Origin of the sequence: Serratia liquefaciens, from assembly GCF_027594825.1 — a bacterium.
GTDB classification, from domain to species: Bacteria; Pseudomonadota; Gammaproteobacteria; order Enterobacterales; family Enterobacteriaceae; genus Serratia; species Serratia liquefaciens_A.
Genome location: NZ_CP088930.1, coordinates 3,432,600 through 3,457,289, shown reverse-complemented (window position 1 = coordinate 3,457,289; position 24,690 = coordinate 3,432,600). Strand labels below are relative to the sequence as shown.

Below are 24,690 nucleotides of genomic sequence, written 5' to 3'. Positions count from 1 at the left end.
AAATTACAATAAATTAGAAAGACAACCATTAATCTAAACATACGTTTATATGAATAATTAACGTGACATTCGAGTATTAATGCATTTTGGAAGATATAATTTCCAACAAAACAATGATATTGGTCAACTGATAATTAATTTCACCATCCACCCTATACCAATGTGATTTCCGTCACAAAACACCTCAGGACAATGTTTATTATCAGCGGCAACGGAACGGCACCCATTCTCATTAAGTGAAATAAACCCTTTATTTCATTACGTCTGATATTACCTGGATCTGATAATAGGAAATGACATGAATAGGAATTATGTAGGTTCTGAAATAGGCCAATTACGCAGCGTTATGCTGCATCGCCCTAATTTAAGCTTAAAACGATTAACCCCTTCTAACTGTCAGGAATTATTGTTCGATGATGTATTATCCGTCGAACGTGCCGGTGAGGAACACGATATCTTTGCCCAAACGTTACGGGCGCAAAATGTAGAAGTCTTGCTGCTGACTGATTTACTGACCGAAACCATGAGCATTCCCGCCGCCAAGCAGTGGCTGCTGTCGGCGCAGGTTTCTGATTTCCGCCTGGGGCCTTCATTTGCCGCCGATATTCGCGGTTGGCTAGGGGATTTACCCGACCGCCAGCTGGCACGCCATATGACCGGTGGCCTGACTTATGAAGAAGTCCCGGACAGCTTCAATAATATGGTGGTTGATACTCATCAGGGCACCGACTTTATTATGAAACCGTTACCTAACCATTTATTCACCCGCGATACCTCATGCTGGATATATAACGGGGTGTCTATCAACCCAATGGCAAAAGCGGCACGCCAGCGTGAAACCAATAATCTGCGCGCCATTTATAAATGGCACCCTTATTTTTCCAAGGGTGATTTCACCACTTATTTCGGCGATGAAGAACGTAATTACGATCATGCCACGCTGGAAGGCGGCGACGTATTGGTCATTGGCCGCGGTGCCGTATTAATTGGCATGTCGGAGCGCACCACGCCACAAGGGGTGGAATTCCTGGCGCAGGCGTTGTTCAAATCCCATCAGGCAGAACGTGTCATCGCACTGGAATTGCCTAAGCACCGCTCCTGCATGCATCTGGACACCGTCATGACCCACATCAACCTGGATACCTTCTCGGTCTACCCGGAAGTGGTGCGCAAAGAGTCGCAGTGCTGGACGCTGACGCCAGACGGTAAGGGCGGCCTGCATCGCCAACAGGAAAAACACTTCCTGACCGCTATCGAACGCGCTCTGAACATCAGCCAGGTGCAACTCATCACCACCGGCGGCGACAGCTTCGAGGCCGAACGTGAACAGTGGAATGACGCCAATAACGTGCTGACCATCCGACCTGGCGTAGTGATCGGCTACGAACGCAATACCTGGACCAATGAAAAATACGATAAGGCAGGCATCACCGTACTGCCAATCCGGGGTGACGAGCTGGGCCGCGGCCGCGGTGGCGCTCGTTGCATGAGTTGCCCACTGGAACGCGACAACATCTAACCCCGACGGAGTAAAACATCATGACTAAACCCACAGTGGTGGTTGCCCTGGGTGGGAACGCCCTGCTACGTCGTGGAGAACCGCTTGAGGCGGATATCCAACGTCGCAACATCAAACTTGCCAGCCGCCAAATCGCTGCGTTAACAGAAAACTGGAACGTGGTGCTGGTGCACGGCAACGGCCCACAGGTTGGCCTGCTGGCGCTGCAAAACAACGCCTATTCGCAGGTGGCCCCTTACCCGCTGGACGTCTTGGGCGCGGAAAGCCAGGGCATGATTGGCTACCTGCTACTGCAGGAGCTGAAAAACTGCCTGCCGGATCACCAGATCAGCGCGCTGCTGACCCAGGTCGAAGTTGATCCTGACGACGTTGCCTTCGGCAACCCCAGCAAATATATCGGGCCGGTCTACGACCAGAAAGCCGCGCTGGCGCTGAGCCTGGAAAAAGGCTGGACCATCAAACCGGACGGTAAATATTTCCGCCGCGTGGTGCCCTCACCCAAACCACTCAACATCATCGAAACCGACGCGATTAATGCCCTTATCGCGCAGGGGCATCTGGTGGTCTGCGCCGGTGGCGGCGGCATTCCGGTATTACGTCGAGAAGGCCGTTTGGAAGGCATAGAGGCGGTGATCGACAAAGATCTGTCCGCCGCTTTCCTGGCAGAGCAGATCGGCGCTGACGCGCTGCTGATCCTGACCGATGCCGACGCGGTGTATCTCGATTGGGGCACGTCGCATCAGCGCGCGCTGGACAAGGTAACCCCGGACGATCTGGCCGGCATCACCTTCGACGCCGGCTCCATGGGGCCGAAGATCTCGGCCGCCAGCCATTTTGTACGCTATCGCCAGGGCATCGCCGGTATTGGTGCGCTGCAGGACGCCACCCGCATCCTGGCCGGTGAGAAAGGCACATTAATTACCCCAACAAATTGAATAAACAGGAATCTGATCATGAGCATAAACTTACGTCACCGCCATTTTCTAAAACTGCTGGATTTCAGCAGCGACGAGATCCAATCCCTGATCGATTTGGCCTTTGCGCTGAAAAAAGCCAAATACGGCAATGTCGAGCAGCAACGGCTACGCGGTAAAAACATTGCGCTGATCTTTGAAAAAACCTCCACCCGCACCCGCTGCTCCTTCGAAGTTGCCGCTTTTGATCAGGGCGCCCGGGTCACTTACCTCGGCCCAACCGGCTCACAGATCGGTATCAAAGAATCGATGAAAGACACCGCACGGGTGCTGGGTCGTATGTATGACGGCATCGAATACCGCGGCTTTGGTCAGCACATCGTCGAAGAGCTGGCGGAGTTTGCCGGAGTACCGGTCTGGAACGGCCTGACCGACGAATTCCACCCTACGCAAATCCTGGCCGACCTGATGACCATGCTGGAGCACGCGCCGGGTAAAGGCCTCAATCAGATTTCCTTCGCCTACCTTGGCGATGCGCGCAACAACATGGGCAACTCGTTAATGGTTGGCGCCGCCAAAATGGGCATGGATATCCGTTTGGTGGCACCTAAGGCCTTTTGGCCGGACGAAGCCTTGCTGGCGCAGTGTGCCGACATCGCCCGCGATACCGGTGCGCATATCACCGTAACCGAGCGGGTGGATGAAGGCGTGAAAGGTGTCGATTTCCTCTATACCGACGTATGGGTATCGATGGGAGAACCGAAAGAGGCCTGGGCGGAACGCGTTAACCTGATGCAGCCCTATCAGGTCAATGCTGCGGTGCTGAAAGCCACCGGCAATCCGCAGGTTAAATTCATGCATTGTCTGCCGGCCTTCCACAACGAGCAGACCAAAGTGGGTAAGGAAATTGAACTCGCCTATGGCCTGAAAGGGCTGGAAGTCACGGATGACGTGTTCGAGTCGGCCCACTCCATTGTGTTCGATGAAGCGGAAAACCGCATGCACACCATCAAGGCCGTGATGGTCGCCACCCTCGGCGACTGATTGGCGACGCGGCGGCATCGTCTGCCGCCGCGTCCTCTCAACCTATGAATCATTATTTTCCTGCTGCCCTGCGCAGCTGGAGGAACCCTCATGTCTGAGAAAAAACTGGGGCTGGTTGCCCTGATCGCGCTGGTCATCGGCTCCATGGTGGGCGGCGGCGTATTCAGCCTGCCGCAAAACTTCGCTTCCGTCGCCTCACCTGGCGCACTGCTGATCGGTTGGCTGATCACCGCGGTGGGGATGATCTGCCTGGCATTAATTTATCAAAACCTGAGCGCTCGCTGCCCGCAGTTGGAGGGCGGTATTTACAGCTACGCTCGCGCGGGATTTGGCGATTTTATTGGTTTCCAGTCTGCCTGGGGCTATTGGTTCTCCGCCTGGCTGGGGAACGTGTCTTATGCGGTGCTGCTGTTCAGCGCCCTCAGCTTCTTCTTCCCGGTATTCGGCTTGGGCAACAACTGGCAATCGATCCTCGGCGCTTCCATCGTTCTGTGGTTGGTGCATGCGCTGGTGCTGCGCGGTGTGCAAGAAGCCGCCATGATCAATACCGTGCTAACGGTGGTCAAAGTGCTGGTGCTGTTGGTGTTTATTGTGGCGGTAGTGATCGCCTTTCGCATCGGCATTTTTACCGCAGATTTCTGGGGTCGCATGATGGTGATCGACGGCAGCCATCCCGCGCTGTTTGATCAGGTAAAAAACACCATGCTGGTGACCACCTGGGTATTTATCGGCATCGAGGGTGCCACGGTCGTCTCCTCCCGCGCCGCCAGACGCGCCGATATCGGTAAAGCCACGGTGATCGGCCTGCTGGGCTGCCTGGTGATTTATATTCTGGTCAGCGTGCTGTCGATGGGCGTGCTCGATCAGGCGACGCTGAATGGCTTAAAAAATCCGTCAATGGCCGGGGTGCTGGAATCCGTGGTCGGCATTTGGGGGGCACGCTTGGTCGCCGCCGGCGTGATTCTGTCGGTAGCCGGTGCGTTGCTTGCCTGGACGCTGTTCGCCGCAGAGTTACCCTTTGTCGCAGCCAAAGACGGCATGTTTCCGCAGATATTCACCAAAACCAACGCCAATGGATCGCCTGCGGTGTCGCTGTGGATCACCAACGGACTGATACAGCTCTTCCTGCTGCTGACGTTGGTCTACAGCGCCGGCTATCAGGCGCTGTTCTCCATCGCGACTGCCGCCATCCTTCCCCCTTATCTGTTCAGTGCCGCCTACGGTCTCAAGCTGGCGATCACCGGGGAAAGTTATCAACCGGGTGAATCACGTACCCGCGATCTGATGCTCGGGCTGATTGGCACCCTCTATGGATTCTGGCTGTGCTATGCCGCCGGCAGCCAAATGCTGCTGACGTCATTGCTGTTTGTCCCCGGCTTGCTGGTCTTCCTCTGGCACCAAAAAAACCAGCACGCAGAGCGGTTGTTGAAAGGTTACGAAGCGCTGATTGCCCTTCTTTTGGTCATCGTCGCCATCATTACCCTTTATATGATTGCGACGGGTCATATCACCCTCGGTTAACCCATCTTCATTGCATTGATTTATATAGAGTTGTCACTCATTTTTAAACCAAGGCAACATAATGGCGAATAAAATAGAAACTCTGTGGGAGAAGGAACAACGGAAACTGGCATTGTGCCGCAAGCTGGTCGTGAGCCAACGCTATTCATCACAGGAGGAAATCCGCGGTGAAATGATACGGGGGGGCTATTCGGGTATCAGCCAGTCGACCGTTTCCCGTCTGCTGAACGCGCTGGGGGTGATGAAGGTGCAAAATGCCAAAGGGAAAAAGGTCTATTCTCTCAATGCGCTGCACCATCCAGTGCCTGATATTAACGAGCCGCTGACGGCCATGCTGATTGACGTCGAGCATAACGACCACTTTGTGCTGATCCACATGAATTCCGGCTATGCAAAAGCCATGGCACGCATTATCGATCTTTGCGCCTGGCCCGCCGTGCTGGGGGTTATCGCCAGCAGTAATGTGGTATGGGTGGCACCACGCGATACCGCCTATGTCGCCCAGTTGCACCAGCGTCTGAAGACTTTGTTGGAAAACGATCCCCTTCTTTAATCAACCCCCCAAGCCCTCTTCAACGAGGGCTTTATTCTCTGGTGCGGTGGGCGGAGAGTTACCCGGCGTTCTATAGTGTTTTTGGACATATCAAATAGCCGATTGGCCTTTGTCAGCCGCCGACAAAGACTCTACCGTGGCATTCTGGCGGCGAAAACGCCGTGAAAACAAACGATAACAATAATTTCTTGCCGTGCATTCAAGGGAAAACATCGATGAAAGCCAAAGTCCTGCCGCTGTTAATGCTTGCCGCCCTTTCCGCCTCCGCGCTGGCCGCCACGCCGCCCAATACGCTGGTGGTAGTGCAATCGCTCGACGATATCGTCAGCCTGGATCCGGCGGAAGCCAACGAGCTGTCAAGCATCCAGACCGTCCCCAGCCTGTATCAGCGGCTGGTGCAGGCGGATCGCGACGATCCGGCAAAAGTGGAACCGGTGCTGGCGGAAAGCTGGCAGGGCGATGCCGCGGCCAAAACCCTGACTATCAAACTGCGTCCACAGGCGACCTTCGCCTCCGGCAACCCGCTGACCGCCGATGACGTGATCTTTTCCTTTAGCCGCGCGGTGAAGATGAACAAGTCACCGGCGTTTATCCTCAACGTTCTCGGCTGGCAGCCGGACAACATTGACGCACAGCTGAAAAAAATCGATGACCACAGCCTGCAACTGAGCTGGACGGCGAACGTCAGTCCGGCGGTGGCGCTGAATATTCTCTCCACGCCGATCGCCTCGATCGTCGACAGCAAGGCGGTGCAGCCTAACGCCAAAGACGGCGACTACGGCAACGCCTGGCTGAAAATGCACTCCGCCGGCAGCGGGCCGTTCAAAATGCGCGTCTATCAACCACATCAGGCGATTGTCCTGGACGCCAACCCGACGTCACCGGGCAGCAAGCCGCTGCTGAAAAGCATCATCATTAAAAGCGTGCCGGACTCCGCCACTCGCCGTCTGCTGATCCAGCAGGGTGACGCCGATGTGGCACGCGAACTGGGCCCGGACCAAACCGTGGCGCTGAAAAATCAGCCCGGCGTGAAGGTGCTGGAAATCCCCTCTGCCGAGCAGAATTACCTGGTGTTCAACACCGGCAATAGCGCCAATCCGCTATTGAAAAATCCGGCCTTCTGGGAAGCGGCACGCTATCTGATCGACTATCAGGGCATCACTAAAGATCTGCTGAAGGGCCAATATTTTGTGCACCAGAGTTTCCTGCCGGTCGGGTTACCGGGCGCGCTGAAAGACAATCCGTTCAGTTTCGATCCGGCCAAAGCCAAGGCCATTCTGGCCAAGGCCGGTATCACCCATGCCTCGCTGACGCTGGACGTCGAGAACAAACCGCCGTTTATTACTATCGCTCAGGCGCTGCAGGCCAGCTTTGCCGAGGGCGGCGTGAAGGTGGAACTGTTGCCGGCTGCCGGCAGCCAGGTTTATTCACGGGTACGCGCCCGACAGCATCAGGCGGCGATCCGCCTGTGGATCCCGGACTATTTCGACGCCCACTCCAACGCCAGCGCCTTCGCCTATAACGACGGCAAAACCAGCACGGTGGCGGGCCTCAACGGCTGGCAGATCCCGCAGTTGAACCAGCAGACGCTGGCGGCGGTGGCCCAAGCCGATCCCGCCAAGCGCACCGCGCTGTACACCGCCATGCAGCAGGAACTGCAACGCAGTTCACCGTATGTCTTTATCGACCAGGCTAAAACAGAAGTGGTGCTGCGCGATAACGTCAAAGGCTACCAGCAGGGTCTGAACGCCGACATGGTCTACTACGATCGCGTCAGCAAATAACCGGCTCGTGCCGCGGGGATACACAGCCTGGTGAAATGATGATTAAGGGAGATTTTGCCCCTAAGGCCACTGGCAAAGTGCTCCCAGGTTTCGTCGTAGGGGCGCTGCATGCTGCGCACTATCGCATAATCAATAGGTTAAATCGGGTCGAACATGTTCGACCCCTATCGGTTTAGCCCTTGTGCGGGTTAATCAGCGGTCTGAGGGTGGCTTCACCACCCTTTAATCGGCAAGGGTTCTAGCGGGGAATGCGCGCGGCGTTATAGCAGGTGATATCCACTTCAACCTTGCAATCCACCACCAGATCGGCGACTGCGCAAATGCGTGCCGGGGGGTGAGCGGAAAAGAACTCGCGAAAGACTTTATTGAACGACTGGAAGTAACGCGCATCGGTCAGAATGACCTTAACGTGCACCACGTCTTCCAGACCGTATCCCGCTTCCGCCATAATATCCAGGCAGTTTTGGATCGCCAGGCGCGACTGATCAATAATCCCCCCCTCCACCACTTCACCGTCTTTCATTGGCGTTTGGCCGGAAATGTACAACCAGCCACCGGCTTCTACCGCGCGGGAAAAGGGCAGATGCTGCCCACCGGTCCCGGTACCGCCGTCAATGCCGTATCTTTTGATCGTCATGCCTTGCTCCTGTCGATTGAGTTGCCCTGACGGCACAAAAACCGCCCGGCGCGCTGGCCGGTCACGGCCTGATGTTGATAACTCAGTACGCCGTTCACCCACACCGCGTCGATCCCTGCGGCGGGTTGCTGCGGTTGGCTGAACGTCGCGCTGTCTTTCACCTTCAATGCATCAAACAATACCAGATCGGCGTAGTACCCTGTTTTGATCAGCCCACGCTGCGGCAGCTGATAACGCGCCGCTGACATGCCGCTCATTTTGTGCACCGCCACCGTGAGCGGGAACAACCTCTCGTCGCGGCTGTAGTGACCCAGCACCCGTGGAAAAGCGCCCCACAGGCGTGGATGCGGCATCGGATCGTTCGGCAAACCATCCGAGCCCACCATGGTCAGCGGGTAGCTCAACACCCGGCGCACATCCTGCTCGTCCATGTTGTAATAAATCGCCCCCGCCGGCATCAGCCGTTTGCCGGCTTCATGCAGGCTCATTGACCAGGCCCCGGCGATGTCCCGCAAGGATTGCCCGGCCTTTTCCGGATGCGGTTCGGACCAGGTGATAACGATATCGAACTCATCGGTGATCTGTTTTAAATCCAGCGTTGATGAACTGGCGGAGTAAGGGTAACAGTCACAGGAGACGTCCTGCGTCTGGCGCACCTTGTCGAACAGCTTGAGCGTTTCCTGCGTGCGGCCCCAGTTTTTGGCCCCGGCGCATTTATGGTGCGAAATCACCACCGGCACCCGGCCATGGCGGCCAATGTGAAATGCCTCCTCCATCGCCTCGAGTATGGGTTCAAACTCCGAACGCAGGTGGGTGGTATAAATGCCCTGCTCACCCGCCAGCTCTTCCGCCAGCGCCATCACCTCTTGCGTGGGGGCAGAGAACGCCGAGGCATACGCCAGACCGGTACTCAGTCCCAAAGCGCCCTGTTGCAACGCGGCACACAGCTGTTCACGCATGGCGGCGATCTCTTCGGCACTGGCCGGGCGGAACAGGTCGTCCATCTGGTTGCTGCGCAGCGTGGTGTGGCCAATCAGCGTCGCCACATTCACCGCCGGCGTCACGGCCTCGACCTGCTGACGGTAATCGGCAATCGTTGGGTAAACGAAATGCGCTTTTTCCCCCAGCAGGTTCATCGGATCGGGCACGCTGGTTTTGATCACCGCCCCGGCGGCGCTGATGCCGCAGTTGCCGACAATCACCGTTGTCACCCCCTGCGATATCTTCGGCAGCATCTCGGGCATGCGGATCACGTTAGTGTCGTCATGAGTATGTACGTCGATAAACCCCGGCGACAGCACCCGGCCCCAGCCGTCGATCACCACCTCGGCCTCAGCCTCTATAGCAGGTGCGATAGCCGCAATCCGATCGTCTTTCACCGCCACATCAGCACGATATTCAGGCCCGCCGCTGCCGTCGATCACCGTGACATTTTTAATCAGATACTGATACCGCATGAATCATCATCCTCAGGTTAGTGTCTTGGGGAGCCGACTCAGTCCCCCAGCGGCTGCCGATCTTCTCCGCCACGGTGACTGTCCAGCGCCAGCTTGATGCGGCGCAGACGGTCCCGGGACTGGCGTTTATTCGCCATGGCCAGCGCCGTCGCCAGCACGTCGACCATCGCCAACATCGCGTAGCGCGAAGTGCTGGGCTTGTAGATGTAATCATTTTCCCGCACCACCAGCGCCAACAGCACGTCGGCCTGCGCCGCCAGCGGCGTTCCTGCCGGGGTGATGGCCACTACTTTGGCCCCGTACTGGCGGGCAATCGCCGCGCTTTCCACCACTTCCTGCGTGTAGCCGCCCAGCGACAGCGCCACCACCACGTCCTGCCTGGCCACCGCCGCCGCCATCATGCGCACCAGCAAGCCGTCGCTTTGCGCGGTTACCGGCAGCCCGAGCCGGAACAGACGGTGCTGCACCTCTGCGGCGCAAATGGTCGATCCGCCCCCCATGCCAATGGCCAGAATTTGCCGCGCGTCGCTGAGCCACTCCACCGCTTTGGCCAGCGCCGGCTCGTCAATCGTCCGGCGGTTAATCGTCAGGACATTGATGATGGTTTCGTAAATCCCCTGGATCCCTTCCAGATCCGGCTCTTCATGGATAAACCGTTGCCCCACCGCCAACGACTGCGCCAGCTTGACCTTAAGGTCACGCACGTCACGGCAGCCCAGCATTTTGGCAAAGCGCGTGATCGAGGCCTGGCTGACCTGGGCCTGCCGGGCCAGTTCGGCAATCGGCAAAGCGGTCACCGCATCCGCATCGTCCAGAATGAATTGCGCGATGCGTTTTTCGGTGCTGCTCAGCTCAATAAAACGCTCTGTAATGCGCGAGATAATGTCGATATCCACACCCATTGCCTCACCCCATAGTGGTTAAATTTTGTCATTTACAATGCAGGAAAACAGTGGAAGACTACACAAAAATGAGCGTTAAAAATGATACTTTGTACCATAAAATCAAAAAATAAAATTTAAATTCAATTAAAATCAAAACAATACATAAAGATACCCCATTCAAAAAAGATAGAACACCCAAAGGATAATGTTATGAAATACCAAAAAGATTTCACCGTTACCCACAAGGCCGCCGTGCTGCGCAGTGACCCGTCTGCGCCGGCAAACCTGCTTAACGAAGACGTCTGCCTGCCGGCCGCGGTGATCAAGCTCGGCAGTCTGGAAAACAATATCGCCTGGATGCAAAACTATGCCGACGCACGCGGCGTCTCGCTGGCCCCACACGGCAAAACCACCATGACCCCCTGGATCTTCCAGCGTCAGGTAGCCCAGGGCGCCTGGGCGGTGGGCGTCGGTTCCGCCTGGCAGGCGAAGGTGGCGATGGAGGCGGGCGTCCCCCGGGTGCTGATGGCCAACCAGCTGGTCGGCAAGGCCAACATGCGACTCATTGCCGAACTGAAAGCGCAACATCCCTCCACCCTTTTCCTTTGCTGCATCGACAGCCTCAGCAATGCGCAAGCCCTCTCGGCGTTTTTCAGCCAGCATGGGCAAACCCTGGATGTTCTGTTGGAACTGGGCGTGCCCGGCGGCCGCTGCGGCTGCCGCAGCGTGGCACAAGCCGAGCAACTGGCGCAGAACATCGTCAGGCTGCCAGGGCTGCGCTTGCAGGGTATCGAGCTGTATGAAGGCGTGATGCACGGTGACGATGCCCAGAGCAAAATCGAACAATTTCTGCGTGACGCCGCCGGTCTGCTGCGTGAACTGCACCGGCAACGCCTGTTCAGCGGTGAAGAAGCGATCCTCACCGGGGCGGGCTCTTCCTGGTATGACGTGGTTTGCCGCGTTTGGGGTGAGGAATCGCTGCCGGAAAACTGCCGTCGGGTGATCCGCCCTGGCTGTTACATCACCCACGATCGGGGAATTTATCAGGACGCGCAAAATGCAGTGCTGGCCCGCGATAGCTACGCCTGCGACTTGGCGGGGGAGCTAACCTCGGCACTGGAATTGATCGCACTGGTGCAGTCGGTGCCGGAACCGGGCCGGGTTATCGTCAATTTCGGCAAGCGAGATGCGGCTTTCGACGCTGGCTTGCCGCAGCCGATCGCCCATTACCGCAACGGGGTTCTGCAAGAAAGTGACATCCAGCAGCTGATCACCCAGGGGATCATGGACCAGCATGCCATGTTAAGCTGTCCGGCAGACTTCCCGGTGCAGGTTGGAGATATACTGGTGTTTGCCACCTCGCACCCCTGCCTGACCTTCGATAAATGGAAGACGCTGTTGGTGATTGACGATAATTACAACGTTATAGAAACCATTGAGACATCTTTCTGAGCACGGAAAAGGATATTTCATGACCAGCCTGCCCATCGACAGCCTGCTGTCGGTGCAGAACCTTTCCCTGGCGACCCCAGGGAAAAGCCCGCGGATTGATCGGGCCACCTTTAGCCTTCAGCCAGGCGAGTCCGTCACCATTATCGGCCCGAACGGCAGTGGGAAATCCACGCTGTTGCGGCTACTGACCTGCGAGCTCAGGCCGAGCGAAGGCGAAATTCTCTTCCAGGGAACGCCCTTGGCCACCTTAAAACCCCAGCAGCGCGCCCGCGCCATCGCCTTGCTGAGCCAGCACGATGATGCGGATTTACGGCTTAAGGTGAGCGAGTATGTGGCGCTGGGACGCCTGCCCTGGCTGGCCGATCATTCGCCATCTCAACACGCGCTGATAGTTGCCAAAGCGATGGAGGAGGTGGGTATTGGCCACCTGCAACATAGCCCGCTGGGCAAGCTTTCAGGCGGCGAACGTCAGCGCGCCGGCTTCGCCAGAGCTTTGGCGCAGCAACCGGTGCTGTTATTGCTTGATGAACCCACCAACCATCTCGATCCGCTGGCCCGGCATCAGTTGCTGTCGCTGATCCATAAGAAAAAGATAGCCACGATAAAAGTGCTGCACGATCTTGAGCTGGTGCAACCCTTTTCCGATAAGGTGATGATCATCAATGAAGGGAAAATCCTGTGTTATGGCCGCCCTGAAACGGTGCTGGAATCGGCGCACCTGCAACAGGTATTTGGCATGAGAACGCTGCAGGTTCGTCATCCGGAAAGCGGCGAAGCCCTGCGTTTTTTCGAAGCTTTACCCACATCATCCCGGCACAATTCGCCACAATCGACAATTGTTTGATCTAACTACATTTGTCATACGAATTATTCAGGTATGTTGCCCCCGTTTCCAATAAACCGGGTTATTGACTTCGGTTTTGCCGTTTTGCCCACGGGGTTACCCGAGTGGGATGACCTTCCTCCGCCCCACCCCGCTGACGCCAGGCCAGAGAACCGACGGTAATGCCCTCTCAATAGCCTTTCGGTGCTATGAATCTGGAGTCGATGTGAAAAACTTAACCCTCGCTGCGCTACTGGCCTTCACCACGGCAAGTGCCGGAGCCTCTGGCTTCCCCGTTACGGTGGACAACTGCGGCCAGCCCCTGACCTTTGAACGCCCGCCACAGCGTGCCGTTATTCAAGATATCAATATGTCGCAAATGGCCTTTGCCCTGCAGCTCCAGCCTTCTATCGTGGGCGTGACAGGGATCTCCGGTTGGTACAAAAACATCCCTGAATTCACCCAACAGCAGGGAAAAATTCCTGAACTGGCCCCCAAGTACCCGACCATCGAAAACCTTCTCGCCGCAAGCCCAGACCTGTTCTTCGCCGGCTGGAATTATGGGCTTCGTGGGGAAGTGACCCCGCAAGCGCTGGCAAAATTCAATATCAAAACGCTGGTGCTGAGTGAAAGCTGCATCCACGTCGACAACCATCGGCCACGGGCCAGCATGGATTTGCTCTACGACGATATGATCAGGCTCGGCAAAGTCTTTGGCAAACAGGAACAGGCGGAAAATCTGGTCGCAGACTGGCAACGGCAGGTGGCAGATATCCATCGCAAAGTTGCGACGCAAAAACCCGTCAAGGTGTTCCTTTATGATTCCGGCGAAGAGAAGCCCTACACCAGCGGAGCCTACGCCATGCCGACGGCGATTATTGAAGCCGCTGGGGCAACAAACGTGATGGATACCCTGAACACCAGCTGGGTGAACACCAATTGGGAAAGCGTGGCGGCGACAGAGCCTGAATTTATTATTCTGGTGGACTATCAGGCTGAATCCACCGACAGCACCGATGCCCGGCAGCTTTTCCTTGAACAACACCCGCTGATGAAGCAAACCCCGGCAGTGGTCCATCACCGCTATTTGAAATTGAAATACCAGGCGTTAACGCCGGGGCCGGTCAATATTGAGGCGATCCACAAACTGGCTCAGGCCCTTTACCCTGCCGCGATTAGCTGATGTCGGAAAAAATGCGTTTCAGGCTGGCCTGGACCCTCGCCCCGCTGTTATTGGCAGGGTTAGTCTTCGCCAATGTCGCCCAAGGCAGCGTGTCGCTCTCACTTGCTCAGGTGCTAAGCGCGCTGGGCATCGTCCCGGGTGATGTGCCCCCCATGATCAAGAGCATCGTGCTGGAACTGCGTCTGCCACGCACCTTGCTTGGGCTGCTGGCGGGGGCCGGCCTGGCGTTGGTTGGCGCCCTGTTGCAAACCACAACCCGCAACGATTTGGCCGATCCCTTTCTGTTTGGCCTCTCCTCTGGCGCCTCCGCCGGCGTGGTGCTGGTGATGACGCGCCTCGGCGATAGCCTCGGGGCCTGGACGTTACCGGTGTCTTCCTTTGCCGGTGGCATGATCTCTGCCGCGGTGGTGCTGGTTATTTTTATGACTCAATCGCAAAAAGGCACCGAAAAGCTGATCATCTGCGGGCTGGCGGTCTCTTTTTTATTCGGCGCCTTCACCAACTATCTGGTTTTTTCCGGCGATCAGCGTACCGCCAGCAGCGTACTGTTCTGGACGCTGGGCGGACTGGGGCTGGCCCGCTGGGATAACTTGATTTTTGCCTTGATAGCGCTGCTGTTGCTGGTGGTATTGATTGCCCTGCGCTGGCGATCGCTGGACGGCTTGCTGGCGGGCGAGCAGACCGCCGGTACGCTGGGCATCAACACCCGCCGTTTGCGCACGGAAGTGTTTCTTTGCTGTTCGCTGGCGACCGCATTACTGGTGGCATTGACCGGGGTGATAGGGTTTGTCGGCTTAATGGTTCCCCATCTGGCGCGCCCGTTTACCGGCGTACGTCACCGGCGCCTGCTGCCGTTGGTCGGGGTGTTAGGGGCCATATTGCTTTCTGCCGGCGATCTGCTGAGCCGCATCGTCACCGCCCCCCAAGAACTGCCCATCGGGATCATTACCGCCGGGCTGGGCGGCGTTTTCGTTCTGGTGATTTTGCTGCGCCGAGCCCACTGAGGATAAATTTGCCTGCCATGCGGCTCAAGGCCACCAGCCAATCGATTGCGAAATGACAAAAATCGGCGTTTTAGCGCTTGCAGTGGCCAAAGGCGCGAGTATAATGCGCGACAATTTGCCAGGAGAAAGCATGAAAAACGACGTTTGTTTTGTTAGCCACAACCGACAAAACCGACTGCCAATCGGCAGCCAACTGCCGTTGTTTCTCCTGTTGCTAAACCGATCGTTTCAAGCCCCTCGTTGAGGGGCTTTTTTTTGCCTGAAAAATCTGTTCAAAGCCCCGCGCCACGGGCACGAGTCGAGGAGAGTGAAAAATGGCCAACCCGCTGTATCACAAACATATCATCTCTATTAACGATCTCAGCCGCGAGGATCTGGAGCTGGTGCTGCGCACCGCCGCCAGCCTGAAAGCCAATCCGCAACCCGAGCTGCTAAAGCACAAGGTGATCGCCAGTTGCTTCTTTGAAGCATCGACCCGTACCCGCCTGTCGTTTGAAACCTCGATGCACCGTCTGGGCGCTTCAGTGGTGGGCTTTGCCGACGGCAGCAACACCTCGCTCGGCAAGAAAGGCGAAACGCTGGCCGACACCATCTCGGTGATTGGCACCTACGTCGACGCCATCGTCATGCGTCATCCGCAGGAAGGCGCGGCGCGCCTGGCGACCGAATTCTCCGGCGGCATCCCGGTGCTCAACGCCGGTGACGGCGCCAACCAGCACCCGACCCAGACGCTGCTCGACCTGTTCACCATTCAGGAAACCCAGGGCCGACTGAACAACATCAATATCGCCATGGTCGGCGACCTGAAATACGGCCGCACCGTGCATTCACTGGCGCAGGCCCTGGCCAAGTTTGAAGGCAACCGCTTCTTCTTCATCGCGCCGGATGCGCTGGCAATGCCGGCCTATATCCTGCAAATGCTGGAAGAAAAAGGCATCGAGTTCAGCCTGCACAGCAGCATTGAAGAGGTGGTCCCCGAGCTGGATATTCTCTACATGACCCGGGTGCAGAAAGAGCGTCTGGATCCGTCCGAATACGCCAACGTGAAGGCGCAGTTCGTTCTGCGCGCAGCGGATCTGGCCGGTGCACGCGCCAACCTCAAGGTGCTGCACCCGCTGCCACGCATTGACGAAATCACTACCGACGTAGACAAAACGCCGTACGCTTACTATTTCCAACAGGCAGGGAACGGCATTTTCGCCCGTCAGGCGCTGCTGGCGCTGGTTTTAAACGCAGATTTGGCTCTTTAAGGGGGAACCGTTATGACTCACGATAACAAACTGCAGGTTGAAGCGATCAAGTGCGGCACGGTGATTGACCATATTCCGGCACAGATAGGGTTTAAGCTGCTGACGTTGTTCAAGCTGACCGCCACCGACCAGCGCATCACCATCGGTCTTAACCTGCCTTCCAACGAGCTGGGCCGTAAAGACCTGATCAAAATCGAAAACACCTTCCTGACGGAGCAACAGGCCAACCAACTGGCCATGTACGCGCCGAAAGCCACGGTTAACCGCATCGACAACTATGAAGTGGTGCGCAAACTGACCCTCAGCCTGCCGGATCATATCGACGGCGTGCTGACCTGCCCGAACAGCAACTGCATCAGCCGCAGCGAACCGGTGTCTTCCAGCTTTAGCGTGAAATCCCGCGACGGCGACGTACACCTGAAATGCCGCTACTGCGAAAAAGAGTTCGAGCATCAGGTGGTCTTGCAGGCGGACTGAGTCCGGCCGGCTGCCGGGAGATGAGGCTGTTATTCTCCCGGTGACTGCCTATAATGGGAGCCCCGTAGGGGCACCGAATACCGCGCCCGACGCTACGGAGAGCCACGCAGCCCACCGCGCTGCGATTTGAAAGACGAAGGGTATATCAGGAGAAAAAATGTCACGTAACATCAGCACTGAACTCGCCCCGGCAGCCATTGGTCCTTACGTGCAGGGCGTTGATCTGGGCAGCATGATCATCACTTCCGGCCAGATCCCGGTCGATCCGAAAACCGGCGCCGTTGCCGACGACGTTGCCGCTCAGGCTCGCCAGTCGCTGGAAAACGTTAAAGCGATCGTTGAAGCCGCCGGTCTGAAAGTGGCCGACATCGTGAAAACCACGGTTTTCGTGAAAGATCTGAATGACTTCGCTACCGTTAACGCCGCTTATGAAGCTTTCTTCACCGAACACAGCGCGCCGTTCCCGGCCCGTTCTTGCGTTGAAGTGGCCCGTCTGCCGAAAGACGTGAAAATCGAAATCGAAGCCATCGCCGTTCGTCGCTGATACCGCGACCACGCGTCCAACGGTCAGCCCAGGCTGGCCGTTTTTATTTGTTGATGCGGCGAATAGCGCCTGCGGCCTCACTTATCGGAGAAGATTGAGCCTTGATACTTTTTGCGGCCTGTTTCAAAACCGCCACCACTTCTTTACGTGAAGCGCTAATCGGCATTCCCCTGGGGGTCAGGCGGTTAATCTCCTCAGAAGTATAGGTTTTTACCACCGTCAGCCTTTCTCCCTCGGTTTTGTATACCTCCAGTTCATAGGCGTCAGTTTTCGCTATAAGCCGATCCGTGGTTTTAATGACCATATCCCCCCCCCTATAATCCTGTCAGCTGGTCGTTATTTTCGCTCAAATAATGTTCAGCTTCAACCGAAGCCGAGTCGTCGATAAACCATTGGAATAATGCCTGAGCATCACGGTAGAGAATGCCCTTCTCACCTGAGGTGATATCAATAAAACGATGCTCATTGATGTAATAATCAGCAACTCTCGTATTGAGCGGTGATATTAGCCGTAAGCCGGTACATTGAGTAGCGACCATAAATAGCACCGCGGCATAGAGTGCAAAACGGAAAGTGTTCCCGTCCAGGCTGGAACCTTTGATGTGGAAATTTTGCAGCATTTCAACATTCAGCACCGCAGGCATCTCGTCTGTTGCGGGGCAAAACTGGCAAAGGCAAGCCCCCGCAGACCTTTGATCCGCATCCAGGATCTTAAAACTGAAATTGAAAGCATCTGGATTATCCAACACAGCACCGCTTAGTGCCCATGGCATACGCAGATTTTCAGGTTGCCGACGCGTCTGCACAATGCACCATTCCAAATCTTCGGCCGTCAGCATTTGCACCCGAATGTTATAGGCAGCGGCAGCAAAAATTTCATTAGCGGTAGCCAACGCGGCACGTCCCAGCGCCTGAACATCAAAATCATGTGGCATTATCATTCCTTTGAATGCTTTTAAAAATTAATCCGTTAGATATATTCTCTCGGTTTTCCACCTATCTTTTTATGCCTTCGCTAAAGAAACAATCCCCGTATTTTGTTACTGAGGCACACTCCGCAGAGTTGCCCTTTTTTAAAGCAACCCCTGGCTGAGAATGCACCTTAAGCGTGCTTTCCCCTCTCTAAAACACGCCATTTCGCGCCATTTTCGCCCCTTTATCACCTTGGCACATTTTATGCTGGTTCTGTATACAGCCTGCAATGTCGACGAGGTGATGATGCTAAATATCGATCTGTCTGCTTCACCGTTTTTTGATGAGATGCTTCTGGCTGAGGGTAAGCACCGGGGTCACTACGAGGCTTACTGGCATTGGCTGCAACAGGCTGACCAAAAGGCCGTTCAACGCAAGAGGGAAGAGGCTGCACTGCTGTTTCACCGGGTGGGAATTACCTTTAACGTTTATGGCGAGGATGACGGCGCTGAGCGTTTGATTCCGTTCGACAGCGTACCGCGCATCATACCCGCCGGCGAATGGGCGATGCTCGATCGCGGTATCCGCCAGCGTGTCCAGGCGCTTAACGCCTTTCTGCACGATATTTACCATCAACAACACATTCTGAAAGCCGGGATCATTCCGGCGGAGCAGGTGCTGGCCAACGACCAATATCAACCCTGCATGCAAGGGGTCGATCTGCACCGCAATATTTACGCGCACATTGTCGGCGTGGATATGGTGCGCAACGGTGACGGCCAGTATTACGTGCTGGAAGACAACCTGCGCACCCCGTCCGGCGTTTCCTATATGCTGGAAAACCGCAAAATGATGATGCGCCTGTACCCGGAGTTGTTCGCTCAGCAACGCATCGCGCCGGTGGAGCGCTACCCGTCGCACCTGCTGCAAACCCTGCGTGAAAGCTCGCCGATTAACGATCCTACCGTGGTGGTGCTGACGCCGGGCCGCTTCAACAGCGCCTACTTCGAACACAGCTTCCTGGCGCAGCAGATGGGAGTTGAACTGGTGGAAAGCGCCGATCTGTTCGTCAAGGACGGGGCGGTCTTTATGCGCACCACCGCCGGGCCTTGCAAGGTGGATGTGATCTACCGCCGGGTGGACGACGCCTTCCTCGATCCGCTGGCGTTCCGTCCGGATTCGATGCTCGGCGTGCCGGGGCTGCTGTCGGTATACCGTGCCGGCAACGTGGTGCTGGCCAACGCCATCGGCACCGGCGTGGCCGACGACAAGTCAATTTATCCGTACGTGCCGGACATGGTGCGTTTCTACCTGCAGGAAGAGCCGATCCTAAATAACGTGCCTACCTGGCAATGCCGCCACAAGAATGAACTGTCGTACGTGCTGGCGAACCTGGAACAGATGGTGGTGAAGGAGGTGCACGGCGCCGGCGGCTACGGCATGCTCATCGGCCCGGCGGCGACCAGGGACCAAATCGCTCACTTCCGCAGCCTGCTGCTGGCCAAGCCGCATAACTACATTGCGCAAAACACGCTGGCGCTGTCGACCTGCCCGACCTTCGTCAACGACGGCCTGGCGCCGCGACATATCGATTTGCGGCCGTTCGCCCTCAGCGGCGCGGAAATCCGCCTGGTGCCCGGCGGCCTGACGCGCGTGGCGCTGGCGCAAGGCTCGCTGGTGGTCAACTCGTCGCAAGGCGGGGGAACCAAGGATACCTGGGTGTTGGAGGACGACGCATGCTGAGCCGAACTGCCAGTGAACTCTATTGGATGGCCCGCTACCTGGAGCGGGCGGAAAGCATCGCCCGGGTGCTCGACGTCACCAACAAGCTGTCGATGATGCCGATCCGCGACAGCGAGGATCAGGATCTGCAGGTACCGCTCAATCTGACCAGTACCGGGCAGCTGTATGCCGCCGCCTACCCCGACCTGACGATGGCCAATCTGGTGAGCTTTTTTGCGCTCGACAGCCGCAACCACAGCAGCATTTACAGCTGTCTGCAGATGGGCTGGAACAACGCCCATGCGGTGCGCGGCAGCCTGTCTTCCGAGGTCTGGGAATGCATCAACGCCACCTGGATCGAAATGAAGCTGATCCGCCGTCAGGGCATAGGGTCAGTGGGCGCGGATGGCTTTTTCGACTGGGTGAAGGAACGTTCTCACCTGTTTCGCGGCGCGATGTTCGGCACCTTGCTGCGCAGCGACGCCATGTGCTTTATCCGCCTCGGCACCCTGCTGGAGCGTGCTGACGGCACTGCCCGTCTGTTAGGGGTCAAGAACTCACTGATGGACAGCGACGGCGATCCGGTGCGCGAGTATTACCGCATGGACACGCTGTTGCGGGCAGTGAGCGCACGCGAAGCCTACCACAGCATCTACAAGCAGCAGCTCAGTCGGGACACCATCGCCGAACTGATGATCCTGCGTAATGAAATCCCCCGCTCCCTGCTGGCCTGCGTCGGCGATATGGTGCAGCAGCTGGAGCAAATTGGCGGCAACAGTGCCAATCAGCCGCGCCGGCTGGCGCATACGCTGCACGCCGAGCTGCGCTTTAGCAGTATGAAAGACCTGAACAAGGTCGGGCTGAACGACTGGCTGGACGCGTTTCTCGGCCAGATTGGCGGCATCGCGGAGAGCATCCATCACACTTATCTGGAGGCGCAATGAAACTGAACATTGAGCACAATACCCACTACACCTATGCCCAGCAGGTGCAGCGCAGCACTCAGTACCTGCGCCTGACGCCGCAGGATTCGGAACACCAGCGCATCATTTCATGGCAGTTGACGCTGCCGGAAGATGCGGTGTGTACCACCGATGCCTTCGGCAACGTGCTGCACGTGCTGACGCTGGATCACCCGCATCAGGCCATCACCATTCAGGCCCACGGCGTGGTGGAGATTGAAGATGGAACAGAGGATCAGGTGATGGGGCACTTGTCGCCGCTGGTGTTCCTGCGCCACAGCCCGCTGACCCAACCCGACAGCGCGATCCAGGCCTTCGCCCTGCGCTACTACCAACCGCAGGCGGTGCTGGACGGGCTGGAAAATCTGATGGGCGAGCTGTTGCTCAAAATGCCGTACACCCCGGGCTCGACCAGCGTCACCGACAGCGCGGCCCAGGCATTCGCGACCGGCACCGGCGTCTGTCAGGATCATACCCACGTATTTTTGGCCTGTTGCCGCAGCCTGAACATTCCGGCGCGCTATGTCAGCGGCTATCTTTACAGCGAGGATTCCGCCCACGTCGCCACTCACGCCTGGGCCGAAGCCTGGGTCGACGACCGCTGGCACAGCTTTGACGTCACCAACAATACCCGCCTGCCGAATCAACACCTTAAGCTGGCGGTGGGCATCGACTATCTCGACGCCTGCCCGGTACGCGGGATGCGGCTCGGCGGCGGCTGCGAGAACATGCAGACCATTGCCGAAGTGCAGATGATGCCAACCGGCCAGTAGCCTCTTGCCGAAAACCAGGGTTTACGGCACGCTGGCGGTTGGCGGCGTGCCAGTATCGTTTTGAGGGATTGTGGTATGACCTATTGTGTGGCCATGCGCTTGTCTTCCGGGCTGGTCTTTGCTTCAGATTCGCGCACCAATGCCGGCGTGGACCATATTTCCACCTTCCGCAAACTGCACGTGTTTCAGCAGGACGGCGAGCGCATGCTGGTGTTGCAAAGCGCCGGTAACCTGGCGACCACCCAGAGCATCATCAGCCTGTTGCAGCGCCGCAGCAAAGATCCCGAATGCCTGAACCTGCTGAACGCACCGAGCATGTACGAAGCCGCCACGCTGGTGGGCGAAACGGTGCGGGAAGTGATCCAACGCGACAGCGAAGCCCAGCAAAGCGGCAGTACGACCGACTTTAGCTGCAGCCTGCTGCTCGGCGGCCAGATCTGCGGTGAAGAAATGCGGCTATTCCATATTTACCCGCAGGGCAATTTTATCGAGGCCACCCGCGATACGCCCTATTTCCAGATTGGCGAAAGCAAATACGGCAAACCGATTATCGATCGGGTACTGACCTACGACACCCCGCTGGAACAGGCGATGCAGTGCGCGCTGATCTCTCTGGATTCTACGCTGCGCAGTAACCTGTCGGTCGGCCTGCCGCTGGACGTGATGATCTACCCACGCGACAGCTTTAGCAGTGCGCAGCAGTACCGCATCACCGAAGATCACCCGCATTTTAGCGCCATCCGTAAAGGCTGGGGCGAAGGGCTGGTCAGTATTTTCAAACAGTTGCCACCGTTGCAACTGTAGGTCTGAGGGCTCAGCATGCTGAGCCCCTACATATGCTGAGCCCCTACGCGTGCAGAACCCCAGAGCTTACCTCACTCGATAGCGCTGGCGCGCAGAAGCGCTTCCAGCGGATAGACTGCCGCAATCACCACTTCGTCCCGTATCTGCGCCGCCGCGTCCAGTTGCTGCTGTATTTGCGCCGCTTCTGGCTTGCTCAGCGGTTTACCCTGTTGATAACGCTCCAGCAGCATCAGTCCCAGCGTAGACAGCGCGCCAACATCCTGCGCCACCGGTGCCAGGTCCTGCATCACCCGGTTACCGGCAATCACCGTTTTTACCGGTGCGGTATTGAGCTGCCAGCGTTGTAAACGCTCGCGCAGCGCCTGTGCTGCCGCCCGGTCGTTACGGTCCTTCACCAAGGCCGCAACCTGCATACCCATCTCGCGCACCGCGTTGCTTTCCGCCGGCAGTGAGTCGGCAAAACGGTTCAGCGGTTCGAACTGGTGATAGTTACCGGCTTTGAATTTCAGATGCTGTCGGGTGTAGTACTGTCCGGGCTCCACCGCTTCGGCCAGGATTTGCAGCGGTGCTATCGTCACGCTGTTTGCCAACCGGGTGAACTCGCGTGCGGTTTCCGCATGCTGTTGCAACCCCACCGATACCACCGACCAGGCGTCGACTGCCGCCAGCCTGCGGTACATATTATTTTCATCGGTCACGTCCTGCGCCGACCACAAGCGCTCCGCCACCGCGAACCCACGCGGCCAGAGTTTGAGATCGAGGATCGGCGCCCTGATGTTTTCCGCCCACAGCGCCGCCTCGCCGCCGAGAATATTGGCCTGCTGCTTCGTCTCCGGCACCACCGGCATCTTGCCCACCGGGATCGCCGTAAGCTTGCTGCCGGTGGTTGGGTAACGCACGTTGCCCACCAGCGTATAGCCGCTGAGCTGATCCTGGCTCAGGGTGAACACCGGGCGGGTGTCCCCCATCCAGCTGTCGAGCCGGAAGCTCACCTGCTGCGGGGAACGCCAAACGATATCGTGCAGCGCACGGCGAGATTTGCCGTTGAAATCGATAAAACCACGCCAGCCCTGCTTGCCTTCTATCAGGGTAAAACTGCCTTCTACCGCGCTGCCCTTCAGCCGTGGCATGCTGAACTGCCAGCTCTGTGCCTTTTCATCCGGCTGCACCTCAGTGTCGACGCCCAGCGGCTGCGGCAGGATCTCATTGCGATAGTGATAGGCGGCGCTTTGCGGTTGATCGAGGTAAAAGCCGGTAGACAAAATGCCCTGGTACCCGTCCTGTGCGCTGGCCCCGAGCGAGTCCTGCCCTTGCCATGACTGGATGACAATGCTGCGCGGCAGTGACGGATGATAGATCTCGTCCCACCCCACCATCTGGCGCTGGTGCTGCTCGAGGATTTTCTCCAGCTTCTGATTGAAATAGGCCTGCAGAGCATGGGTGTCCGCCAACGAGTGCTGCTGCATAAAGGCCTGAATGGTTTTGGATTGCTTCCACTGGCTGGCATCAACCTCATCACCACCGATATGCAAATAGGGATCGGGGAAGATTGCTGCCAGTTCACCGATGATAACGTCAACAAACCGATAAACTTCATCGCGGGTCGGATCCAGCGTCGGCAGGTGCACGCCCCATTTACGCTCCATCGAATACGGACCAGGCGCGCTCATCAACTCCGGGTAGGCCACGGCGATGCTGGAAGCATGCCCAGGCAGATCGATTTCCGGCACCACACGAATACCGCGCGCGGTGGCGTAGGCCACGACCTGTTGCATCTGCTCGCGGGTGTAGAACTGGCCGTCGCTGGCCTGCTGCTGCAGTTTAGGATAGCGCTCAGAAGCAAAGCGCCAGCCCTGATCGTCGGTCAGGTGCCAGTGAAACACGTTGAGTTTGGCCGCCGCCATGCCGTCGAGCTGACGCAGAATATCCGCCAATGGCAGGAAATGACGTGCCGAATCCAGCAGCACGCCGCGCCACGGGAAACGCGGTACGTCGGTAATGTTCACCAACGGCAGGAAAGTGTTCTGCCCGTCGGTCTGCACCAATTGCAGCAGGGTTTCCATGCCGCGCAACGCGCCGAAACGGGTATTGGCTGTCAGCGCTACCCCCTGCGGCGTCACCGCCAATTTATAGCTTTCATCGCTCCCCGGCAGCGGCTGCGCCGCCACCTTATCTTTGATATTCACCTTAATGACCACGCCCGTGACTTTTTCTGCCTGTGGCGCCAGGGTCCAGCCGGTTTGCAGCTCAATACGTTGGCGCCAGCGCTGCAGGGCATCGCCCAGGTCGTCGCCCTGCAGGCTAATCGACAAACGGTGATCCAGCACCAGCTTGCCCGCCGGCTGAGTCAGTTCAACCTGCTGCGGCCAGGGCATCAGCGGCAGATCGCCGGCCGGCTGCGCCAGGGCGCCCAGGGAAAGCAATAACGATGAAGCCAGTAGCGTATAACGCAGGGGTCGGTGCATCAGAAA

23 protein-coding genes are annotated in these 24,690 nt (G+C 57.3%); 17 read left to right on the top strand and 6 right to left on the bottom strand.

The genetic code is table 11. The features are described from left to right. Window positions 1-298 precede the first annotated feature (298 nt). The 6 genes from arcA to LQ945_RS15785 all read left to right on the top strand — a co-directional run bounded on the left by arcA (window position 299) and on the right by LQ945_RS15785 (window position 7,335). Complete coding sequence (arcA, locus tag LQ945_RS15810; protein WP_269935787.1) at window positions 299-1,519, top strand: arginine deiminase; 1,221 nt, start codon at window positions 299-301, stop codon at window positions 1,517-1,519. A 17-nt stretch (window positions 1,520-1,536) separates the two neighbouring features. Next, window positions 1,537-2,454: a carbamate kinase gene (gene arcC, locus LQ945_RS15805; protein ID WP_269935801.1), complete on the top strand. Its 918-nt coding sequence runs from the start codon at window positions 1,537-1,539 to the stop codon at window positions 2,452-2,454. 18 nt (window positions 2,455-2,472) lie between these two features. Beyond that, window positions 2,473-3,477, top strand: coding sequence for an ornithine carbamoyltransferase (gene argF, locus LQ945_RS15800; protein ID WP_182820842.1), 1,005 nt, complete (start codon window positions 2,473-2,475; stop codon window positions 3,475-3,477). Between the two features lie 90 nt (window positions 3,478-3,567). Then, the gene (gene arcD / locus LQ945_RS15795; protein WP_270101178.1) at window positions 3,568-4,998 is read left to right on the top strand and encodes an arginine-ornithine antiporter; all 1,431 of its coding nucleotides are present in this window, start codon (window positions 3,568-3,570) and stop codon (window positions 4,996-4,998) included. Window positions 4,999-5,059: 61 nt separating this feature from the next. Beyond that, window positions 5,060-5,551 (top strand): arginine repressor, encoded by a 492-nt coding sequence (locus LQ945_RS15790; RefSeq protein ID WP_182820846.1) that lies wholly within the window; start codon window positions 5,060-5,062, stop codon window positions 5,549-5,551. Window positions 5,552-5,766: 215 nt separating this feature from the next. After that, entirely contained in the window at window positions 5,767-7,335 is a 1,569-nt protein-coding gene (locus tag LQ945_RS15785; protein ID WP_270101177.1) for an ABC transporter substrate-binding protein, read from the top strand. 238 nt (window positions 7,336-7,573) lie between these two features. On the opposite strand, the gene LQ945_RS15780 is transcribed toward LQ945_RS15785, so the two are convergent. Genes LQ945_RS15780 through LQ945_RS15770 form a run of 3 tightly spaced genes read right to left on the bottom strand, consistent with a single transcriptional unit; the run spans window position 7,574 to window position 10,331 of the window. After that, window positions 7,574-7,972 carry a RidA family protein gene (locus LQ945_RS15780; RefSeq protein ID WP_269935784.1) on the bottom strand — a complete coding sequence of 133 codons (399 nt, stop codon included), beginning with the start codon at window positions 7,970-7,972 and terminating at the stop codon, window positions 7,574-7,576. Beyond that, on the bottom strand, window positions 7,969-9,429 hold the full coding sequence (locus LQ945_RS15775) for an N-acyl-D-amino-acid deacylase family protein (RefSeq protein WP_270101176.1): 1,461 nt from the start codon (window positions 9,427-9,429) through the stop codon (window positions 7,969-7,971). Before LQ945_RS15775 ends, LQ945_RS15780 begins: the two co-directional genes overlap by 4 nt. A gap of 38 nt (window positions 9,430-9,467) precedes the next feature. Continuing rightward, window positions 9,468-10,331: a MurR/RpiR family transcriptional regulator gene (locus LQ945_RS15770; RefSeq protein WP_270101175.1), complete on the bottom strand. Its 864-nt coding sequence runs from the start codon at window positions 10,329-10,331 to the stop codon at window positions 9,468-9,470. Window positions 10,332-10,523: 192 nt separating this feature from the next. Between LQ945_RS15770 and LQ945_RS15765 the strand changes: the two genes are divergently transcribed. The 7 genes from LQ945_RS15765 (at window position 10,524) to ridA (ending at window position 17,046) form a co-directional block, all read left to right on the top strand. Beyond that, on the top strand, window positions 10,524-11,765 hold the full coding sequence (locus LQ945_RS15765) for an amino acid deaminase (protein WP_270101174.1): 1,242 nt from the start codon (window positions 10,524-10,526) through the stop codon (window positions 11,763-11,765). Between the two features lie 19 nt (window positions 11,766-11,784). Beyond that, the gene (locus LQ945_RS15760; RefSeq protein ID WP_270101173.1) at window positions 11,785-12,609 is read left to right on the top strand and encodes an ABC transporter ATP-binding protein; all 825 of its coding nucleotides are present in this window, start codon (window positions 11,785-11,787) and stop codon (window positions 12,607-12,609) included. 205 nt (window positions 12,610-12,814) lie between these two features. Continuing rightward, window positions 12,815-13,771, top strand: coding sequence for an ABC transporter substrate-binding protein (locus LQ945_RS15755; protein ID WP_270101172.1), 957 nt, complete (start codon window positions 12,815-12,817; stop codon window positions 13,769-13,771). Then, complete coding sequence (locus LQ945_RS15750) at window positions 13,771-14,775, top strand: FecCD family ABC transporter permease (RefSeq protein ID WP_269935778.1); 1,005 nt, start codon at window positions 13,771-13,773, stop codon at window positions 14,773-14,775. The genes LQ945_RS15755 and LQ945_RS15750 overlap by 1 nt, the downstream gene beginning before the upstream one ends. A gap of 314 nt (window positions 14,776-15,089) precedes the next feature. Then, a complete protein-coding gene (pyrB, locus tag LQ945_RS15745) occupies window positions 15,090-16,025 on the top strand; it encodes an aspartate carbamoyltransferase (protein ID WP_020825004.1) in 936 nt (311 codons plus the stop codon). Window positions 16,026-16,037: 12 nt separating this feature from the next. After that, window positions 16,038-16,502 (top strand): aspartate carbamoyltransferase regulatory subunit, encoded by a 465-nt coding sequence (gene pyrI / locus LQ945_RS15740; RefSeq protein WP_020825003.1) that lies wholly within the window; start codon window positions 16,038-16,040, stop codon window positions 16,500-16,502. Between the two features lie 157 nt (window positions 16,503-16,659). Then, window positions 16,660-17,046, top strand: a complete 387-nt coding sequence (ridA, locus tag LQ945_RS15735; RefSeq protein ID WP_044554008.1) for a 2-iminobutanoate/2-iminopropanoate deaminase — start codon at window positions 16,660-16,662, stop codon at window positions 17,044-17,046. Window positions 17,047-17,089: 43 nt separating this feature from the next. On the opposite strand, the gene LQ945_RS15730 is transcribed toward ridA, so the two are convergent. Next, window positions 17,090-17,350: a hypothetical protein gene (locus LQ945_RS15730; protein WP_262241742.1), complete on the bottom strand. Its 261-nt coding sequence runs from the start codon at window positions 17,348-17,350 to the stop codon at window positions 17,090-17,092. A 10-nt stretch (window positions 17,351-17,360) separates the two neighbouring features. Continuing rightward, on the bottom strand, window positions 17,361-17,981 hold the full coding sequence (locus LQ945_RS15725) for a hypothetical protein (protein ID WP_270101170.1): 621 nt from the start codon (window positions 17,979-17,981) through the stop codon (window positions 17,361-17,363). Window positions 17,982-18,264: 283 nt separating this feature from the next. Here LQ945_RS15725 and LQ945_RS15720 point away from each other — a divergent pair, with 283 nt between their 5' ends. The 4 genes from LQ945_RS15720 (at window position 18,265) to LQ945_RS15705 (ending at window position 22,219) form a co-directional block, all read left to right on the top strand. Next, window positions 18,265-19,701 carry a circularly permuted type 2 ATP-grasp protein gene (locus LQ945_RS15720; protein ID WP_270102996.1) on the top strand — a complete coding sequence of 479 codons (1,437 nt, stop codon included), beginning with the start codon at window positions 18,265-18,267 and terminating at the stop codon, window positions 19,699-19,701. Next, window positions 19,695-20,624, top strand: a complete 930-nt coding sequence (locus LQ945_RS15715) for an alpha-E domain-containing protein (RefSeq protein ID WP_044554006.1) — start codon at window positions 19,695-19,697, stop codon at window positions 20,622-20,624. The genes LQ945_RS15720 and LQ945_RS15715 overlap by 7 nt, the downstream gene beginning before the upstream one ends. Then, window positions 20,621-21,415: a transglutaminase family protein gene (locus LQ945_RS15710; RefSeq protein WP_270101169.1), complete on the top strand. Its 795-nt coding sequence runs from the start codon at window positions 20,621-20,623 to the stop codon at window positions 21,413-21,415. Before LQ945_RS15715 ends, LQ945_RS15710 begins: the two co-directional genes overlap by 4 nt. Before the next feature lie 75 nt (window positions 21,416-21,490). Continuing rightward, a complete protein-coding gene (locus LQ945_RS15705) occupies window positions 21,491-22,219 on the top strand; it encodes a proteasome-type protease (protein ID WP_270101168.1) in 729 nt (242 codons plus the stop codon). A gap of 71 nt (window positions 22,220-22,290) precedes the next feature. Here the strand turns inward: LQ945_RS15705 and LQ945_RS15700 are convergent, their stop codons facing one another. Then, on the bottom strand, window positions 22,291-24,684 hold the full coding sequence (locus LQ945_RS15700; RefSeq protein ID WP_270101167.1) for a beta-N-acetylhexosaminidase: 2,394 nt from the start codon (window positions 24,682-24,684) through the stop codon (window positions 22,291-22,293). Window positions 24,685-24,690: the final 6 nt, after the last annotated feature.

Coding starts and splice junctions, on each gene's coding strand:
- LQ945_RS15725 (WP_270101170.1), bottom strand. CDS start 17,981: ATGCCACATGATTTTGATGTTCAGGCGCTGGGACGTGCCGCGTTGGCT.
- pyrB (WP_020825004.1), top strand. CDS start 15,090: ATGGCCAACCCGCTGTATCACAAACATATCATCTCTATTAACGATCTC.
- argF (WP_182820842.1), top strand. CDS start 2,473: ATGAGCATAAACTTACGTCACCGCCATTTTCTAAAACTGCTGGATTTC.
- LQ945_RS15750 (WP_269935778.1), top strand. CDS start 13,771: ATGTCGGAAAAAATGCGTTTCAGGCTGGCCTGGACCCTCGCCCCGCTG.
- LQ945_RS15770 (WP_270101175.1), bottom strand. CDS start 10,331: ATGGGTGTGGATATCGACATTATCTCGCGCATTACAGAGCGTTTTATT.
- LQ945_RS15775 (WP_270101176.1), bottom strand. CDS start 9,429: ATGCGGTATCAGTATCTGATTAAAAATGTCACGGTGATCGACGGCAGC.
- LQ945_RS15765 (WP_270101174.1), top strand. CDS start 10,524: ATGAAATACCAAAAAGATTTCACCGTTACCCACAAGGCCGCCGTGCTG.
- pyrI (WP_020825003.1), top strand. CDS start 16,038: ATGACTCACGATAACAAACTGCAGGTTGAAGCGATCAAGTGCGGCACG.
- LQ945_RS15790 (WP_182820846.1), top strand. CDS start 5,060: ATGGCGAATAAAATAGAAACTCTGTGGGAGAAGGAACAACGGAAACTG.
- LQ945_RS15710 (WP_270101169.1), top strand. CDS start 20,621: ATGAAACTGAACATTGAGCACAATACCCACTACACCTATGCCCAGCAG.
- LQ945_RS15720 (WP_270102996.1), top strand. CDS start 18,265: ATGCTAAATATCGATCTGTCTGCTTCACCGTTTTTTGATGAGATGCTT.
- arcD (WP_270101178.1), top strand. CDS start 3,568: ATGTCTGAGAAAAAACTGGGGCTGGTTGCCCTGATCGCGCTGGTCATC.
- LQ945_RS15780 (WP_269935784.1), bottom strand. CDS start 7,972: ATGACGATCAAAAGATACGGCATTGACGGCGGTACCGGGACCGGTGGG.
- LQ945_RS15785 (WP_270101177.1), top strand. CDS start 5,767: ATGAAAGCCAAAGTCCTGCCGCTGTTAATGCTTGCCGCCCTTTCCGCC.
- LQ945_RS15730 (WP_262241742.1), bottom strand. CDS start 17,350: ATGGTCATTAAAACCACGGATCGGCTTATAGCGAAAACTGACGCCTAT.
- arcA (WP_269935787.1), top strand. CDS start 299: ATGAATAGGAATTATGTAGGTTCTGAAATAGGCCAATTACGCAGCGTT.
- LQ945_RS15705 (WP_270101168.1), top strand. CDS start 21,491: ATGACCTATTGTGTGGCCATGCGCTTGTCTTCCGGGCTGGTCTTTGCT.
- LQ945_RS15700 (WP_270101167.1), bottom strand. CDS start 24,684: ATGCACCGACCCCTGCGTTATACGCTACTGGCTTCATCGTTATTGCTT.
- LQ945_RS15760 (WP_270101173.1), top strand. CDS start 11,785: ATGACCAGCCTGCCCATCGACAGCCTGCTGTCGGTGCAGAACCTTTCC.
- LQ945_RS15715 (WP_044554006.1), top strand. CDS start 19,695: ATGCTGAGCCGAACTGCCAGTGAACTCTATTGGATGGCCCGCTACCTG.
- ridA (WP_044554008.1), top strand. CDS start 16,660: ATGTCACGTAACATCAGCACTGAACTCGCCCCGGCAGCCATTGGTCCT.